At 61.5% G+C, this 12,897-nt stretch carries 14 protein-coding genes and 1 pseudogene; 6 read left to right on the forward strand and 9 right to left on the reverse strand.

Annotated elements, in window-relative coordinates; all coding sequences use genetic code 11:
• A pseudogene (locus LH464_RS17470) lies at nucleotides 1-233 on the forward strand (TetR/AcrR family transcriptional regulator); the annotation flags it as partial.
• Here the strand turns inward: LH464_RS17470 and nth are convergent.
• On the reverse strand, nucleotides 198-977 hold the full coding sequence (nth, locus tag LH464_RS17475) for an endonuclease III (protein ID WP_226787766.1): 780 nt from the start codon (nucleotides 975-977) through the stop codon (nucleotides 198-200). The pseudogene LH464_RS17470 and the gene nth overlap by 36 nt on opposite strands.
• Before the next feature lie 37 nt (nucleotides 978-1,014).
• On the opposite strand from nth, the gene LH464_RS17480 reads away from it, so the two are divergent.
• Nucleotides 1,015-1,497 (forward strand): DUF2244 domain-containing protein, encoded by a 483-nt coding sequence (locus LH464_RS17480; protein WP_226787686.1) that lies wholly within the window; start codon nucleotides 1,015-1,017, stop codon nucleotides 1,495-1,497.
• Nucleotides 1,498-1,564: 67 nt separating this feature from the next.
• A complete protein-coding gene (locus LH464_RS17485) occupies nucleotides 1,565-2,446 on the forward strand; it encodes a methylated-DNA--[protein]-cysteine S-methyltransferase (RefSeq protein ID WP_226787687.1) in 882 nt (293 codons plus the stop codon).
• 60 nt (nucleotides 2,447-2,506) lie between these two features.
• Here LH464_RS17485 and LH464_RS17490 read toward each other — a convergent pair whose 3' ends face one another.
• Complete coding sequence (locus LH464_RS17490) at nucleotides 2,507-3,490, reverse strand: sugar-binding transcriptional regulator (protein ID WP_226787688.1); 984 nt, start codon at nucleotides 3,488-3,490, stop codon at nucleotides 2,507-2,509.
• A 171-nt stretch (nucleotides 3,491-3,661) separates the two neighbouring features.
• Between LH464_RS17490 and tal the strand changes: the two genes are divergently transcribed.
• Nucleotides 3,662-4,627: a transaldolase gene (gene tal / locus LH464_RS17495; RefSeq protein WP_226787689.1), complete on the forward strand. Its 966-nt coding sequence runs from the start codon at nucleotides 3,662-3,664 to the stop codon at nucleotides 4,625-4,627.
• Nucleotides 4,628-4,714: 87 nt separating this feature from the next.
• Here tal and LH464_RS17500 read toward each other — a convergent pair whose 3' ends face one another.
• The 6 genes from LH464_RS17500 to LH464_RS17525 all read right to left on the reverse strand — a co-directional run bounded on the left by LH464_RS17500 (nucleotide 4,715) and on the right by LH464_RS17525 (nucleotide 10,024).
• Complete coding sequence (locus tag LH464_RS17500) at nucleotides 4,715-6,010, reverse strand: MFS transporter (RefSeq protein WP_226787690.1); 1,296 nt, start codon at nucleotides 6,008-6,010, stop codon at nucleotides 4,715-4,717.
• Nucleotides 6,011-6,085: 75 nt separating this feature from the next.
• Nucleotides 6,086-6,487 (reverse strand): MarR family winged helix-turn-helix transcriptional regulator, encoded by a 402-nt coding sequence (locus tag LH464_RS17505; RefSeq protein WP_226787691.1) that lies wholly within the window; start codon nucleotides 6,485-6,487, stop codon nucleotides 6,086-6,088.
• A 76-nt stretch (nucleotides 6,488-6,563) separates the two neighbouring features.
• Nucleotides 6,564-7,397, reverse strand: coding sequence for a metal ABC transporter permease (locus LH464_RS17510; RefSeq protein ID WP_226787692.1), 834 nt, complete (start codon nucleotides 7,395-7,397; stop codon nucleotides 6,564-6,566).
• Nucleotides 7,394-8,254: a metal ABC transporter permease gene (locus tag LH464_RS17515; protein WP_226787693.1), complete on the reverse strand. Its 861-nt coding sequence runs from the start codon at nucleotides 8,252-8,254 to the stop codon at nucleotides 7,394-7,396. The genes LH464_RS17510 and LH464_RS17515 overlap by 4 nt, the downstream gene beginning before the upstream one ends.
• Nucleotides 8,235-9,134 carry a manganese/iron ABC transporter ATP-binding protein gene (locus LH464_RS17520; RefSeq protein WP_226787694.1) on the reverse strand — a complete coding sequence of 300 codons (900 nt, stop codon included), beginning with the start codon at nucleotides 9,132-9,134 and terminating at the stop codon, nucleotides 8,235-8,237. The genes LH464_RS17515 and LH464_RS17520 overlap by 20 nt, the downstream gene beginning before the upstream one ends.
• Complete coding sequence (locus tag LH464_RS17525; RefSeq protein ID WP_226787695.1) at nucleotides 9,131-10,024, reverse strand: metal ABC transporter substrate-binding protein; 894 nt, start codon at nucleotides 10,022-10,024, stop codon at nucleotides 9,131-9,133. The genes LH464_RS17520 and LH464_RS17525 overlap by 4 nt, the downstream gene beginning before the upstream one ends.
• 240 nt (nucleotides 10,025-10,264) lie before the next feature.
• Here LH464_RS17525 and LH464_RS17530 point away from each other — a divergent pair, with 240 nt between their 5' ends.
• Complete coding sequence (locus tag LH464_RS17530; protein ID WP_226787696.1) at nucleotides 10,265-10,927, forward strand: hypothetical protein; 663 nt, start codon at nucleotides 10,265-10,267, stop codon at nucleotides 10,925-10,927.
• Nucleotides 10,905-11,267, forward strand: coding sequence for a hypothetical protein (locus LH464_RS17535; RefSeq protein ID WP_226787697.1), 363 nt, complete (start codon nucleotides 10,905-10,907; stop codon nucleotides 11,265-11,267). Before LH464_RS17530 ends, LH464_RS17535 begins: the two co-directional genes overlap by 23 nt.
• Nucleotides 11,268-11,364: 97 nt before the next feature.
• Here LH464_RS17535 and lysS read toward each other — a convergent pair whose 3' ends face one another.
• Nucleotides 11,365-12,861 carry a lysine--tRNA ligase gene (gene lysS, locus LH464_RS17540; protein WP_226787698.1) on the reverse strand — a complete coding sequence of 499 codons (1,497 nt, stop codon included), beginning with the start codon at nucleotides 12,859-12,861 and terminating at the stop codon, nucleotides 11,365-11,367.
• Nucleotides 12,862-12,897: the final 36 nt, after the last annotated feature.

The raw sequence follows: 12,897 nt of genomic DNA on the forward strand, positions 1-12,897 counted from the left end.
GAGAAGCGCCGGCGCTTCTCGCAGATGATCCGGCCGAGACGACGCTGAAGACCGGCCTGTCCGACCTGCTGGCCCGCTCGCCGCTGCTTCCGCTGCTCGATCAGCTGACGGTCCTCATCTCGGCGGCTTTTGACAAGGCGGCGCTCGCCATTGAGGCGGGCGGCGACCGGAAAGCCTACGAGGCTGCGATTGCGGCCTTACTCGACGGCCTCGCCGATCCGCTGCGGCGGTAGTTCGACGAGGGGCGCGGGGATGTCCCAGGTCTTTTCCGGCGATTTGCAGATGTCGGCTATCACGCACCGTTCGCATTCCGGCTTGCGGGCCTTGCAGGTGTAGCGCCCATGCAAGATCAGCCAGTGATGCGCGTGAAAGAGGTACTGCTTCGGGATGACCTTGAGAAAGCGCTCCTCCACCTCGTCCGGCGTCTTGCCCGGCGCCATCAGACAGCGATTGCCGATCCGCAGGACGTGTGTGTCGACGGCGAGCGTCGGGATGCCGAAGGCCATGGACATGACGACATTGGCGGTCTTTCGCCCGACACCCGGAAGCCTTACCAGTTCCTCGCGCGTCTTCGGCACTTGCGAGCCGAACTCGTCGATCAGCATGCGACAGAGCGCGATGACGTTCTTCGCCTTGTTGCGGTAGAGCCCGATCGTCTTGATATGCTGGATCACGCCGTCTTCGCCGAGCGCCAGCATCTTCTCCGGGGTGTCCGCGGCTTTGAAGAGGCCGCGCGTCGCCTTGTTCACGCCGGCATCCGTCGCCTGCGCCGACAGTGCCACGGCAACGACGAGCGTGAATGGATTGGAGTGCTCCAACTCACCCTTCGGCTCCGGCCGCTGGATGGAGAAACGGCGGAAGATCTCCTCCATTTCCGCCTTCGTGTAGCGACAGCGGATGTGCCGTTTTGCGCGGGTCGCTGCGCCATTTGACTTTTGCAAGGAAGCGGTGCTGGATTTGATTTTCGGAATGGCCATATGGCTTGTATAGCCAGCCAATGCGAGGGAAAGCAACGTGGACGTTCCCGACGATCAGCCCGTTTTCGCCGCCGAGCTTACGCCGCACCGCTCGCTTGGCAAACAAGGCTTTCGTGTCCTGCTCGTGTTGTCCGGCAGCATCTGCTTTCTATATGGCATCTTCTTCATGGTGAGCGGTGCCTGGCCGATCGGCCTGTTTCTTGGATTTGATTTTCTCGCGCTCTACATCGCGTTTCGGCTGAGCTACCGGTCAGGTCGCGCCCGTGAGGAAGTTATCGTCTCGCGGACGAACCTTTCCATCCGGAAATTCACTCCGGCCGGTCGCATGGTCGAACACCGCTTCAATCCGTTCTGGGCCCGGTTCGGGGTCAACCGCCATGAGGAGTTCGGCATCACGTCCATGTACGTGGCAGGCGAGGGGCGTACGACCGATGTCGGCTCCTTTCTCAATCCGGACGACCGGGAAAGTTTTGCCAAGGCTTTCCGCGGCGCGCTATCGACGGTCCGGCAAAGGCTCTGACAACCAGCAAGAAACGGGTGGCGCTTGGTCACTTCGCACGCCATTCTGGGGGCAAAGGAGACAAGCGATGAACGCACTTGCCCAGATCGCGACACCTGCCGTGGATGTTACGCCGGAAGGCGGCGATTACGAGATCGTCCGTCGGGTGATCGAACTCATCTCGCTCGACTATCAGGCGCAACCGTCTCTGGAGGGAATCGCCGCCGAACTCGGCCAATCGCCGACGCAACTGCAGAAGGTCTTCACCCGTTGGGCCGGCCTGTCGCCGAAGGCATTCCTGCAGGCCGTGACGCTCGACCATGCCAAGCGCCTTCTCGGCAAGGAAGGGCTTCCGCTGTTGGAGGCGTCCTACGAGATCGGACTGTCTGGTCCCGGCCGGCTGCATGACCTTTTCGTCACTCATGAGGCGATGTCGCCCGGTGAATGGAAGGCGCGGGGAGGTGGGCTCACCATTCGCTACGGGTTCCATCCTTCCCCATTCGGTGTCGCATTGGTGATGGCGACTGACCGGGGGCTCGCCGGCATGGCCTTCGCCGATTTCGGTGGCGAGAAAGCTTGCCTCGAGGACATGACATGCCGCTGGCCGAACGCAGCCTACATCGAAGACCTCGAAGCGACGGCTCCCTATATCCGCCGCATCTTCGATCGCTCTCGATGGTCAGCAGATCAGCCGTTGAAAGTTGTACTGATCGGATCGGATTTCCAGGTGCGGGTGTGGCAGAGCCTTCTCAAGATCCCGTTCGGCAAGGCGGTCACCTATTCGGACGTCGCCAACGACATCGGACAGCCCACTGCCAGTCGCGCGGTCGGCGCTGCGATCGGCCGAAACCCGATCTCCTTCGTCGTCCCGTGCCACCGGGCGCTCGGCAAGAGCGGTGCGCTCACTGGCTATCATTGGGGCCTGACGCGCAAACGCGCCATCCTCGGTTGGGAAGCGGGGAACGCGTAACGGCTTAACTCCCCTTCCAGCCCCTTGTGTGGGAAATGTCAGGCGGGCAGAGGGTATTCGCTAGGCAGCCTCCGTCAATCTCAGCAATTCCCGCGCCGCGCCCTCGTCGGTGATCAGCGTGTTGCAGCCGATGCGGCGGATGGTGGCCCGGATAGCCATTGCCCGGTGCGCGCCGCCGGAAGACAACACGATGTGCTTTGCCGTCTTCAACGTATCCAGATCGACCGACATCACCCGCTCGTTGATCGGGTGCCGGACCGAGTTGCCTTCGGCGTCGAGGAAGTTGAACATCGTATCGCAGACGCAGCCGGCCTCGATCAGTTGGGCAAGCTCCGCCTTTGAGATGAAACCCTCGGACAGCGAGGTCGAATGCGGGCCGATATCGCCGCAACTGACCACTGCCAGATCCATCTTCTCGGCGAGATCGTAGATCGCCTTCAAGCCGCATTTCTCGATCAGCGCGCGTTTTGTCTGCACGGAGTCGACCAGCAGAGGTGCCAGGAACATGTAGCATTCCGCACCAAACTGGCTCGCCAGGCGCCACGTGTAGTCGATCGGATTCGTCTGATGTACGGCGACGATGCCACCAAGCAGAGAAACCACCTTGCAGTTCTGCCGCCGCGGCGGACGAAAGCTCGAAAGGGAGGCCGTCATCGTCCGTCCCCAGCCGACACCGATCGTCATGTCGTCCTGGATGACCTTGGAGAGAAACTTCCCGAGCCCCAGACCGACGGCGCTGGCAAGCGCATCCGCGCTCGCATCGCGGGGTTCCGGAACCACGATCGCCTCGTCGAGCCCATAGGCCTGTTCCAACCGGGTTGCGAGTGCCAGGCAGTCGCCGACGCCGGCGTCAATCCAGATCTGCACTTCGGAGCGCTTCATCGCGTCGTCGAGCATCCGGATCACGGTGGATCGGCTGATGCCCAATCGCTCGGCGACGTCCTTCTGAGTCAGGCCCTGATTGTAGTAGAGCCAGGCCGCGCGCAGCCTCAGCGACGAGGTTTCGGACATGCTGGGATGGGTCTCACGTCTGAGTTTCGCCAAGGGATCTCCGGGCGCTTGAGGATGGAGTCGTTGCGCCCATGATACTTATGTCGATCCGATTGAGCAAATGTCTTGACTTCGCCATGTTGCGCTGGTGATAGTTGAGGCAGGAACGCAGACGGTCCCGGATGCGTTTAATCGCTTGCAACATGATCCGAAGGATTACCCGGCATGACGTCGAAACTAGAGCAACTTCGTTCCATGACCACGGTCGTCGCCGATACCGGCGACATTGAGGCGGTCGCTCGTCTCAAGCCGGTGGATTGCACCACCAATCCGTCGATCGTGCTGAAGGCAATCGGTTCGCCGATTTTTGCGGACCAGTTCAAGGAAGCGGTGGCTTGGGGCAAGTCCCGGAACGGCGGCTCGGATGCCGTCGTGGCGGCCGTTGCAGATCGCCTGGCGATCTCCGTCGGCGCGGCGCTTGCCGCGATCGTGCCCGGCCGCGTTTCGACTGAAGTGGATGCCGACCTTTCCTTCGATACCGAAGCGTCTATTGCCAAGGCGCATGCCATCATCGCCGCCTACAAGGAGCGCGGCATCGAGCGTGACCGCATCCTCATCAAGCTCGCCTCCACCTGGGAAGGTATCAAGGCTGCCGAAGTGCTGCAGACGGAAGGCATCGACTGCAACCTGACGCTGCTCTTCAGCCACGCCCAGGCGGTTGCATGCGCCGATGCCAAGGCGTTCCTGATCTCGCCCTTCGTCGGTCGTATCCTCGACTGGCACAAGAAGGCGACCGGCCAGGAATACACGGCCGAAACCGATCCGGGCGTCGTGTCCGTGCGCAGCATCTACAACTACTACAAGGCGAACGGCATTTCGACGATCGTCATGGGGGCCTCCTTCCGCAATGTTGGCGAAATCGAAGCGCTGGCCGGTTGCGACCGCCTGACGATTGCTCCGAACCTGCTCGACGAACTCGACAAGGCCGAAGGCAAGCTGGAACGCAAGCTCTCGCCTGAAAAGTTCGAGCCGGTCAAGCCGATCGCCATGGACGAGAAGACCTTCCGCTGGATGCTCAACGAAGACCAGATGGCGACCGAAAAGCTTTCGGACGGCATCCGCCTCTTTGCCAAGGACCTGCATGCGCTGCGTGATCTTGTCGCCAAGGAACTGCAGCTCGCTGCTGCGTGAGAATAGATACACTGCGAACAACGAAAAAAGGCCCGTTTCGCGACGGGCCTTTTTGTTGGGGGGAGGGTACCCACGTCATGCAGTCATTCAGGCCGGCTGTACCGCGAGCTTCGGGGTGCCGGGCTTTTTCAGGAGGAGCACGGACATCGCCGCGATCATGCACATCACTCCGGCGATCTGCAGCGCCGGCATGTAGGTGTTGAAATCGCTCTTGAAGTAGCCGGCGCCGAAGGCGGCGGTAGCCGCGCCGATCTGGTGTCCGGCAAACACCCAGCCGAAAACCATTCCCGCCTGCTCGCGCCCGAACTTCTCTGCTGCCAGCTTGACGGTAGGCGGCACGGTCGCGACCCAGTCCAATCCATAGAATATGGCGAAGACCGACAGTTCCACGAAGCTGAAACCGGAGAAGGAAAGGTAGATCAGCGACAGGCCGCGCAGGCCGTAGAACCAGAACAACAGGATGCGGTTGTCGAACCGGTCAGAAAGCCAGCCCGCGAAAATCGTGCCAATGAAGTCGAATATGCCGATCACGGCCAGTGTGCCGGCCGCGGTGACCGCAGCCATGCCGAAGTCGCCGCAGATCGAGATCCAGTGGGTCTGGATGAGGCCGTTGGTGGACAGTCCGCAGACGAAGAAGGTTCCGAACAGAACCCAGAAGGTTGCACTGGTGGAGACGTCGCGAAGGACGAGGAGTGGGGCGGCAAGGGTCGCAAGCAGGTTGTGGTCCTGCTTCGGCGGCTTGACGACCGCCGTCTCGCCGTAGGCCGGCAAACCGACGTCGGAGGGATGATCCCGCATCAGCAGAAGGACGAGCACCATGGCGACAGCGATGACGCTCACGGTCAGCGTCAGTGCCGTGCGCCATCCGTAGGCCTCGGTCAGTGCCGCCAGCAGTGGCAGGAAAACGAGCTGGCCGGTGGCATTGCTGGCCGTCATCAGGCCGACGATGAGGCCGCGCCGCTTGGAGAACCATCGCGTCGCAACCGTCGCGCCCAGAACCAGCGCCGTCATGCCGGTACCGACCCCGATGACGACGCCCCATAGCAGCAAAAGCTGCCAGACCTCGGTCATCATCAACGAGATGAGGATGCCGCCCATGATCATCGCCAGTGCCGTGGCGACCACCTGGCGAATGCCGAAATGTTTCATGAACGAGGCTGCAAACGGACCGAGCAGACCGAAGAGCACGAGACGGATCGCCATGGCGGTCGAGATGTCGGCAATGTCCCAGCCGAATTCCTGATGCAGCGGCTGGATCATCACGCCGGCCGAGCCCATGGCGCCCGCGGTTGCCAGCATGGTGAGGAAGGTGGTGACGGCAACCACCCATCCATAGTGAAGGTTCCTGCCTGACATCCAACGGGCGGCGTAAGTCGAGATCATGGGTCTGGTCCCTTCATCGCCGTCGACACGGCATTCGTGATTTTGCGGGTATATACCCGTGTTAAGTTGAAAAAATCAGAACGCGGCGAGCAGTTCTTGCAACTGCCGCGTCTTTTCCTCCCCCAGCCGGGCCTCGATGGTTTCCTGAACGCCGTCCCACAGGGGCGCGCCCTCCTTCAGGAGATCGTGCCCCTTTTCCGTCAGGTCGAGCATTGTTTCGCGATTGTCCTTGCCGGGACCGATGGTCACAAGGCCCATGCGTTCAAGCACCTTGGCGTTGCGGCCGACCGTAGAGCGGTCGAGCTCGACACGCGCGGCCAGGTCCGTCAACGACACGGGTGCCAACCCGCGGATGTTTCGAAGCAAGCTGAACTGCCCGATGTTCACGCCAAGCGGCGCTAGTGCCTCGTCGTAGTAGGACGAGACCTTGCGGGTCGCTTTTCGCAGCATGATGCAGTGGCAGGACGAGCTTGACATAAGTGCGGGTATATACCCGGAACATTGTTCCGGCAAGCCTGATATTGCGCGTTGTCGTAACGCTGCAAGCTGCGGTTCAATGGGCGGTGCGGGCCACCAGTGTCGTCCTGATAAAGGCAGCGATGAACATCGTCGTCATCAGGAGGACGATCGTCGGCGCCGGGGCGCTGTCGATGAAGAAGCTCAGATAGATGCCGATCAGCGAGGCGCTAACGGCGATGGCAACGGCCGTGAGCATCATCATGCCGAAGCGCCTCGTCAGCAGGAAGGCGATGGCGCCGGGCGTGACGAGCATGGCAACCGACAGGATGATGCCGACGGCCTTGAGCGCACCGACCACCACGAGTGAAAGGACCGCCAGTAGCCCGTAATGCAGCAGGCGTGTCGGCAGGCCGATGGCCTTTGCGTGCTGCTCATCGAAGGAGTGTACAAGAAGGTCCTTGCGGAGCAGGACCAGGAACAGCGTTGCGGCCAGCGCGATCAGGCCGGTCTCGATCAGGTCGCGGGTAACGATGCCCAGCATGTCGCCAAAGAGGATATGGTCGAGATGAACGTCGCTCTGCACCTTGACGTAGAGCACGAGGCCGAGGCCGAACATGCCGGAAAAGACGATGCCGAGCACCGTATCTTCCTTGATGCGGCTGTTTTCCTTCAGGAAGCCCGTAGAAACGGCGCAGATCATCCCGGCGACAAAGGCACCGATAGCGAGCGGGATCGACAGGATGTAGGCAATGACGATGCCCGGGAAGACGGCGTGCGAGACGGCATCTCCCATCAGTGACCAGCCCTTCAGGACCAGGAAGCACGAGAGGAGCGCCATCGGTATCGCGATCATCAGCGTCACGATGAAGGCGCGCTGCATGAAATCGATCTGGAACGGCAGCCAGAGAAGCTCCAGCGTCTCGCTCATGGGGCTTCCTCCAGCGTCTGGCGAAGGCGCCGGCGAGCCGCAAGCATGCCGTGCTTCGGCGCAAAGAGGAAGGCTGTGAGGAAGAGGGCGGTCTGCAGGACGACGATAATGCCGCCGGTGGCGCCGTCAAGGAAATAGCTCAGATAGGCGCCGACGAAGCTGGTGATGGCGCCGATCGCCAGAGCCAGAAGAATGACCCGCTGGAAGCGGTCGGTCAGCAGGTAGGCAGTCGCGCCGGGGGTCACCACCATGGCGACGACCAGGAAGGCGCCGACGGTCTGCAGCGCCGCGACCGTCGAGGCCGAAAGCAAAGTAAAGAACAGGATCTTGAGGAGGTCCGGTTTCAGGCCGATCGTCCTGGCGTGGTTCTCGTCGAAGAAGGTCACCATCAGGTCCTTCCACTTCACGGCAAGGACAACGAGGCTGACACCGCCGATGATGACAAGCTGCAGCGTGTCTCCCGGCGTGATCGCAAGGATGTTGCCGAGAACGATGGTCTGGATGTTCACCGAGGTTGGCGACAGCGACACCATGAACAGCCCGAGACCGAAGAAGGAGGTGAAGATCAGGCCGATGATGGCGTCTTCCTTCAGACGGGTGCGCTGGTTGAGGTAGAGCATGGCGGCGGCGGCAAGGCCTCCGGAGAGGAATGCACCGAGAGCGAAGGGCAGGCCCAGCATATAGGCGCCGGCCACGCCGGGCACGATGGAATGGGACAGCGCGTCGCCAATCAGCGACCAGCCCTTGAGCATCAGATAGGCGGAAAGGAAGCCACAGACGCCACCGACCAGGGCCGAGACCCAGATGGCATTCAGCATGTATCCGTAGGTGAAGGGCTCAAGAAGCGTCTGGAGCATCCGCTGCCTCTTTCGGCTTCTTCTGGCCGTTGCCGTTGCCGTAGACGATGAAGGGACGCTCGTCGTCGCTGATGACCTTCAGGTGGCGTGGATCGGCATCGTCGTGCAGGTCGGCGCCGCCAAGGATGAAGTGCCGCAGCACGCCTCCGAACGCCATTTCCAGATTGGCTTCGTTAAACGTGTCCTCCGTCTTGCCGTAGGCGAGCACCGTGCCCTTGACGAAGACCGTGCGGTCACAGAAATCCGGAACGCTGCCGAGGTTGTGGGTCGAGACAAGCATCACGCGGCCCTCGTCGCGCAGTGCGCGGAGCAGTTTGATGATCTGCTCCTCGGTGGTCACGTCCACACCGGTAAACGGCTCGTCGAGCAGGATGATCTGGCCTTCCTGGGCGAGTGCACGCGCCAGGAAGACGCGCTTGCGCTGGCCGCCGGAGAGTTCTCCGATCTGGCGCTTGCGGTAGTCCAGCATGTTCACGCGTGTCAGCGCCTCGGTGACCATCTCGTGGTCTCGCCGCGAGGGGATACGCAGGAAGTTCATGTGGCCGTAGCGGCCCATCATCACCACGTCCTCCACCAGAACGGGGAAGTCCCAGTCGACTTCCTCCGCTTGGGGCACATAGGCGACCAGGTTCTTGCGCAGCGCTTCCCGGGCGGGCATGCCGAGGATTTCCACGGAGCCTTGCGAGAGGTGCACAAAGCCCATGATTGCCTTGAACAGCGTGGATTTTCCGGCGCCGTTGACACCCACCAGCGCCGTGATGGTTCCCTTCGGGACAGTGAAGCTCGCATGGCGGAGAGCGGTCATGCCGCTGCGGTAGGCAACAGTGATATCGTTGACCACGAGGCCGTTTGTTGCGGGCTTCGCCTTTCCCATGATCATCCGGCAAGGCCCTCGGCAATTGTTTTGGCGGTCACGCTCAGGAGGTCGAGATAGGTGGGGACCGGTCCGCCTTCCTCGCTCAACGAATCTACGTAGAGGATGCCGCCGTAGGTCGCGCCGGTCTCGCGCGCCACCTGCTCGGCCGGGTCGGACGACACGGTGCTTTCGCTGAAGATCACGCCGATCTGGTTTTCGCGCATGGCATCGATCACGCCGCGCACCTGTTGCGGCGTGCCCTGGCTGTCGGCATTGACGGGCCAGAGATAGAGTTCCTTCAGGTCGAAGTCACGGGCGAGGTAGGAGAAGGCGCCTTCGCTTGTCACCAGCCAGCGGTGGCCATCCGGCAGGGCGCCGAGTGCATCGCGGATCGGCTGGATCTCGGCCCGGATCTTCTCGATATACGCCTTGGCATTCGCGTCATAGGTCGCGGCGTTGGCCGGATCGAGCTCGCTCAGTCCCTTGCGGATGTTCTCGACATAGATGACCGCGTTTTCTGGAGACATCCAGGCATGCGGATTGGGCTTTCCCTCGTAGGCGCCGCCGGCGATCGCCATGGGTGTAATTCCGTCGGATACCGTCACGCTCGGCACGTCACCGAGATTGGCGAGAAACTTCTCGAACCAGAGTTCCAGGTTGAGCCCGTTGCGCAGGATGAGGTCCGCGTCGCGTGCCCGAAGGATATCCCGTGGTGTCGGCTGATAGTTGTGAATCTCGGCGCCGACCTTGGTGATGCTTTCCACATCGGCCGCATCGCCCGCCACGTTCCTCGCCATGTCCGCGATCACCGTGAAGGTGGTGACCACCTTGGGCTTTTCCTGAGCGGCTGCAGCCCAGGGCGTGGCTAAAAGAAATGTCGTGAGGGCAAGGCTGCGGAGGAGGAGCAGTTTCATGGACGCGATCAAACCTCTTTTGCAAATAAGTTGCAATACCATTTAACAAATCCAGCGCATGTGTCAACGCTAATGCAAATCATTTGCAATTGGCGCGGGCTATTTCGTGTCGAGGAACGGTGCCGTGCGGTTGATGGTTCCGGCTTAAAGGTTCATCAAGGACATTCAGGCACTGTCCAGTTCACCAGTTCGGTAAGTTTTGCGTATGGATGTGGAGTTGGGAATGCCGGAGTTTCGTGGATGAAGAATCTCGTGGCCCGGATTCCGCGAAAATTGCTCTTCGTCATTTCTGGAATTACGTTGCTCGGTGGCGGCAGCGGTGCGGCGGCAGTCTATGTCGGTGCCGACCGGCTTCTTGGGCCCTCCTATTCGGATCTCAACGGCCCGAAATGCACGACGGTTGCGACCATGCGGATCAAGAAGGCCGACCGCTACTGGATACGCAAATACGTGACCACCGAGGGCAAGGGCGACGGGCTGTCGCGGCTCAAGACGGCGCTCCGCGTTGCGCAGACGGTGCAGAGGGCGGAGAAATCCGACCTCGTGCAGGTTACGGTCCTCGACGCGGCCGGGCCGACCGAGCGGGCCAGGATGCGCGGCCGCGCCATCGGTGCCCAGGTCGTCTACATTCCGGATCTTGACAAGGTGCCGGAAGGCGCTGCGGTTCAGCCGATCAATGCCTATTACGTTGATGGCGCCGCAGACCAGAGCGGCCAGTTCTGGGGCTTGCGGATCGACCTGCCGCAGGAAGACGCCGAGGCTATCTCCGCGGCGTTGACAGACGATGCCAATTGCCTGGATCCGACCGTCGAAGGTCAGCATGCGCTTGCCGCGCCGGCGGGGCATGGCGCGACCACCGTCCATGGCGAGCCCACGGGACATGGCGCAGAAACCATCCCCTGATGGACATGGCGACGAAGCCGCGGCCGCTGAGGATGACGGGTTTGTCGCAAAGATAACCGGCAAAGTGAATTCCATGCTCTTCGGAGAGACGGCGGATGAGGTTCCTGCAGGAACCGAACCGCTGATACCTGCCGACGAGGCGTTGCCGGAACATTCGCAGACCAAGGCGGCCTCACCCTCCCATCCGGCAGAGGTCGAGGAACATACCGCAGTAGTCGAGATCCCGGACGAGAAACCGGCTGTGAAGAAGGCCAAGGCATCGCCAGCGCCTGTCGCGGCCGAGGATGACGATCCCGAGAAACATCGCAGGAAGCCTACGGAGCACGCAGCCGCTCATTGATGAGCGGCGCGTGGCATTTCCCGAAAACCGGGTTCAATTTTCCGGTCGATACGTAAAAAAGGCGGCCCCTGAGGCCGCCTTTTTGCTGCTTGGTCTGTCAGTCCGCCTTGGCGCGGCGGGCCGGGAAGAGGATGACGTCCCGGATCGATGGTGCGTTGGTCAAAAGCATGATCAGGCGGTCGACGCCGATGCCCAGGCCGCCTGCCGGCGGCATGCCCTGGTCGATTGCATCCAGGAACTCGTCGTCCAGCTGCTTTTCCTTTTCGCCGCGAGCATGCGCCTGTTCAAGCTGCTCGACCATGCGGCGGCGCTGCTCTTCCGGATCGTTCAGCTCGGAAAACGCGTTGCCCAGTTCCCAGGCGTTGCAATAGGTCTCGAAGCGCTCGACCAGACGGGGCTCGCCGGGGACTTCCTTGGCAAACGGCGAGATGTCCTTCGGGAAGTGGGTGACATGGCTCGGCTGGATGAGCGTTGCTTCCACTTTCTCCTCGAAGATGAAAGCCAGGCATTCGCCCCAGGTCCAGTCCTTCTCGACTTCGAAGCCTGCGGCCTTGGCGGCGGCGCGGGCTTCCTCGTCAGTCTTCATGGCGAGGAAGTCGATGCCGGTGACGTCCTTGACGGCGTCGGGCATGGGTACGCGCTCGAACGGTCCCTTGAAGGAAAGTTCCTTGTCGCCATAGGTGAACTCGGTCGAGCCGTGGATCTTCATGGCCAGTTCGGCGAACATCCGCTCGACGAGGTCCATGATGTCCTCGTAGTCGGCATAGGCCCAGTAGCACTCCATCATGGTGAACTCGGGATTATGCCGGGTCGAGACGCCTTCGTTGCGGAAGTTGCGGTTGATCTCGAACACCTTGTCGGTCAGGCCCGAAACCAGCGTGCGCTTCAAATACAGTTCCGGCGCGATGCGCAGGTACATGTCGAGCTTCAGCGTGTTGTGGTGTGTCTTGAAGGGTTCCGCCGTCGCGCCGCCATAGACGGAATGCAGCATCGGGGTCTCGACTTCCATGAAGCCGTCATCTTCCATGAAGTGACGGATGCCCGAAACGATCTTCGAACGCTGCTGGAAGCGGAGCTTGGATTCCTCGTTCGTCATGATGTCGAGGTGGCGCTTGCGATAGCGGATCTCGATATCGGAAACGCCATGCCACTTCTCCGGCATCGGCAGCAGGGTCTTCGTCAGCATGACGATCTGCTGGGCGTTGATCGTCAGTTCGCCACGTTTGGTGCGGCGCACGACACCGGTGACGCCGATGATGTCGCCGATATCGATCATCGGCAGCAGCGCGCGGGCTTCTTCCGGCGTGGTGTCCTTGTGGCTGAAAATCTGGATCTTGCCGGAGGCATCATGGATATCCATGAACATGCCGGAATTGCGCGAGGAATAGACGCGGCCGGCAACGGTCACGACGTCGCCGCTCTCGGTGTCGAGTTCCAGCGTTTCGTATTTCGCAGCCAGTTCCGCATTGGTCATCGTGCGGTGGAAATGCGCCGGGTAGACGTCGCCGATCTGTTCGCGCAGCAGCTTGAGCTTCTGGGCACGGACTTCCGTCGCGTCGGAGGAGAGGGCGGTTTCGGTCTTGGTGTCGGTCATCGTGTTTGTTCCTGTCGGTGCATGGCCGCGCAGGCC

The sequence above is a fragment of the Pseudorhizobium xiangyangii genome (assembly GCF_020531965.1).
In the GTDB taxonomy this organism is placed as follows: domain Bacteria; phylum Pseudomonadota; class Alphaproteobacteria; order Rhizobiales; family Rhizobiaceae; genus Neorhizobium; species Neorhizobium xiangyangii.

Coding starts and splice junctions, on each gene's coding strand:
- nth (WP_226787766.1), bottom strand. CDS start 977: ATGGCCATTCCGAAAATCAAATCCAGCACCGCTTCCTTGCAAAAGTCA.
- LH464_RS17485 (WP_226787687.1), top strand. CDS start 1,565: ATGAACGCACTTGCCCAGATCGCGACACCTGCCGTGGATGTTACGCCG.
- tal (WP_226787689.1), top strand. CDS start 3,662: ATGACGTCGAAACTAGAGCAACTTCGTTCCATGACCACGGTCGTCGCC.
- LH464_RS17500 (WP_226787690.1), bottom strand. CDS start 6,010: ATGATCTCGACTTACGCCGCCCGTTGGATGTCAGGCAGGAACCTTCAC.
- LH464_RS17505 (WP_226787691.1), bottom strand. CDS start 6,487: ATGTCAAGCTCGTCCTGCCACTGCATCATGCTGCGAAAAGCGACCCGC.
- LH464_RS17510 (WP_226787692.1), bottom strand. CDS start 7,397: ATGAGCGAGACGCTGGAGCTTCTCTGGCTGCCGTTCCAGATCGATTTC.
- LH464_RS17515 (WP_226787693.1), bottom strand. CDS start 8,254: ATGCTCCAGACGCTTCTTGAGCCCTTCACCTACGGATACATGCTGAAT.
- LH464_RS17520 (WP_226787694.1), bottom strand. CDS start 9,134: ATGATCATGGGAAAGGCGAAGCCCGCAACAAACGGCCTCGTGGTCAAC.
- LH464_RS17525 (WP_226787695.1), bottom strand. CDS start 10,024: ATGAAACTGCTCCTCCTCCGCAGCCTTGCCCTCACGACATTTCTTTTA.
- LH464_RS17530 (WP_226787696.1), top strand. CDS start 10,265: ATGAAGAATCTCGTGGCCCGGATTCCGCGAAAATTGCTCTTCGTCATT.
- LH464_RS17535 (WP_226787697.1), top strand. CDS start 10,905: ATGGCGCAGAAACCATCCCCTGATGGACATGGCGACGAAGCCGCGGCC.
- lysS (WP_226787698.1), bottom strand. CDS start 12,861: ATGACCGACACCAAGACCGAAACCGCCCTCTCCTCCGACGCGACGGAA.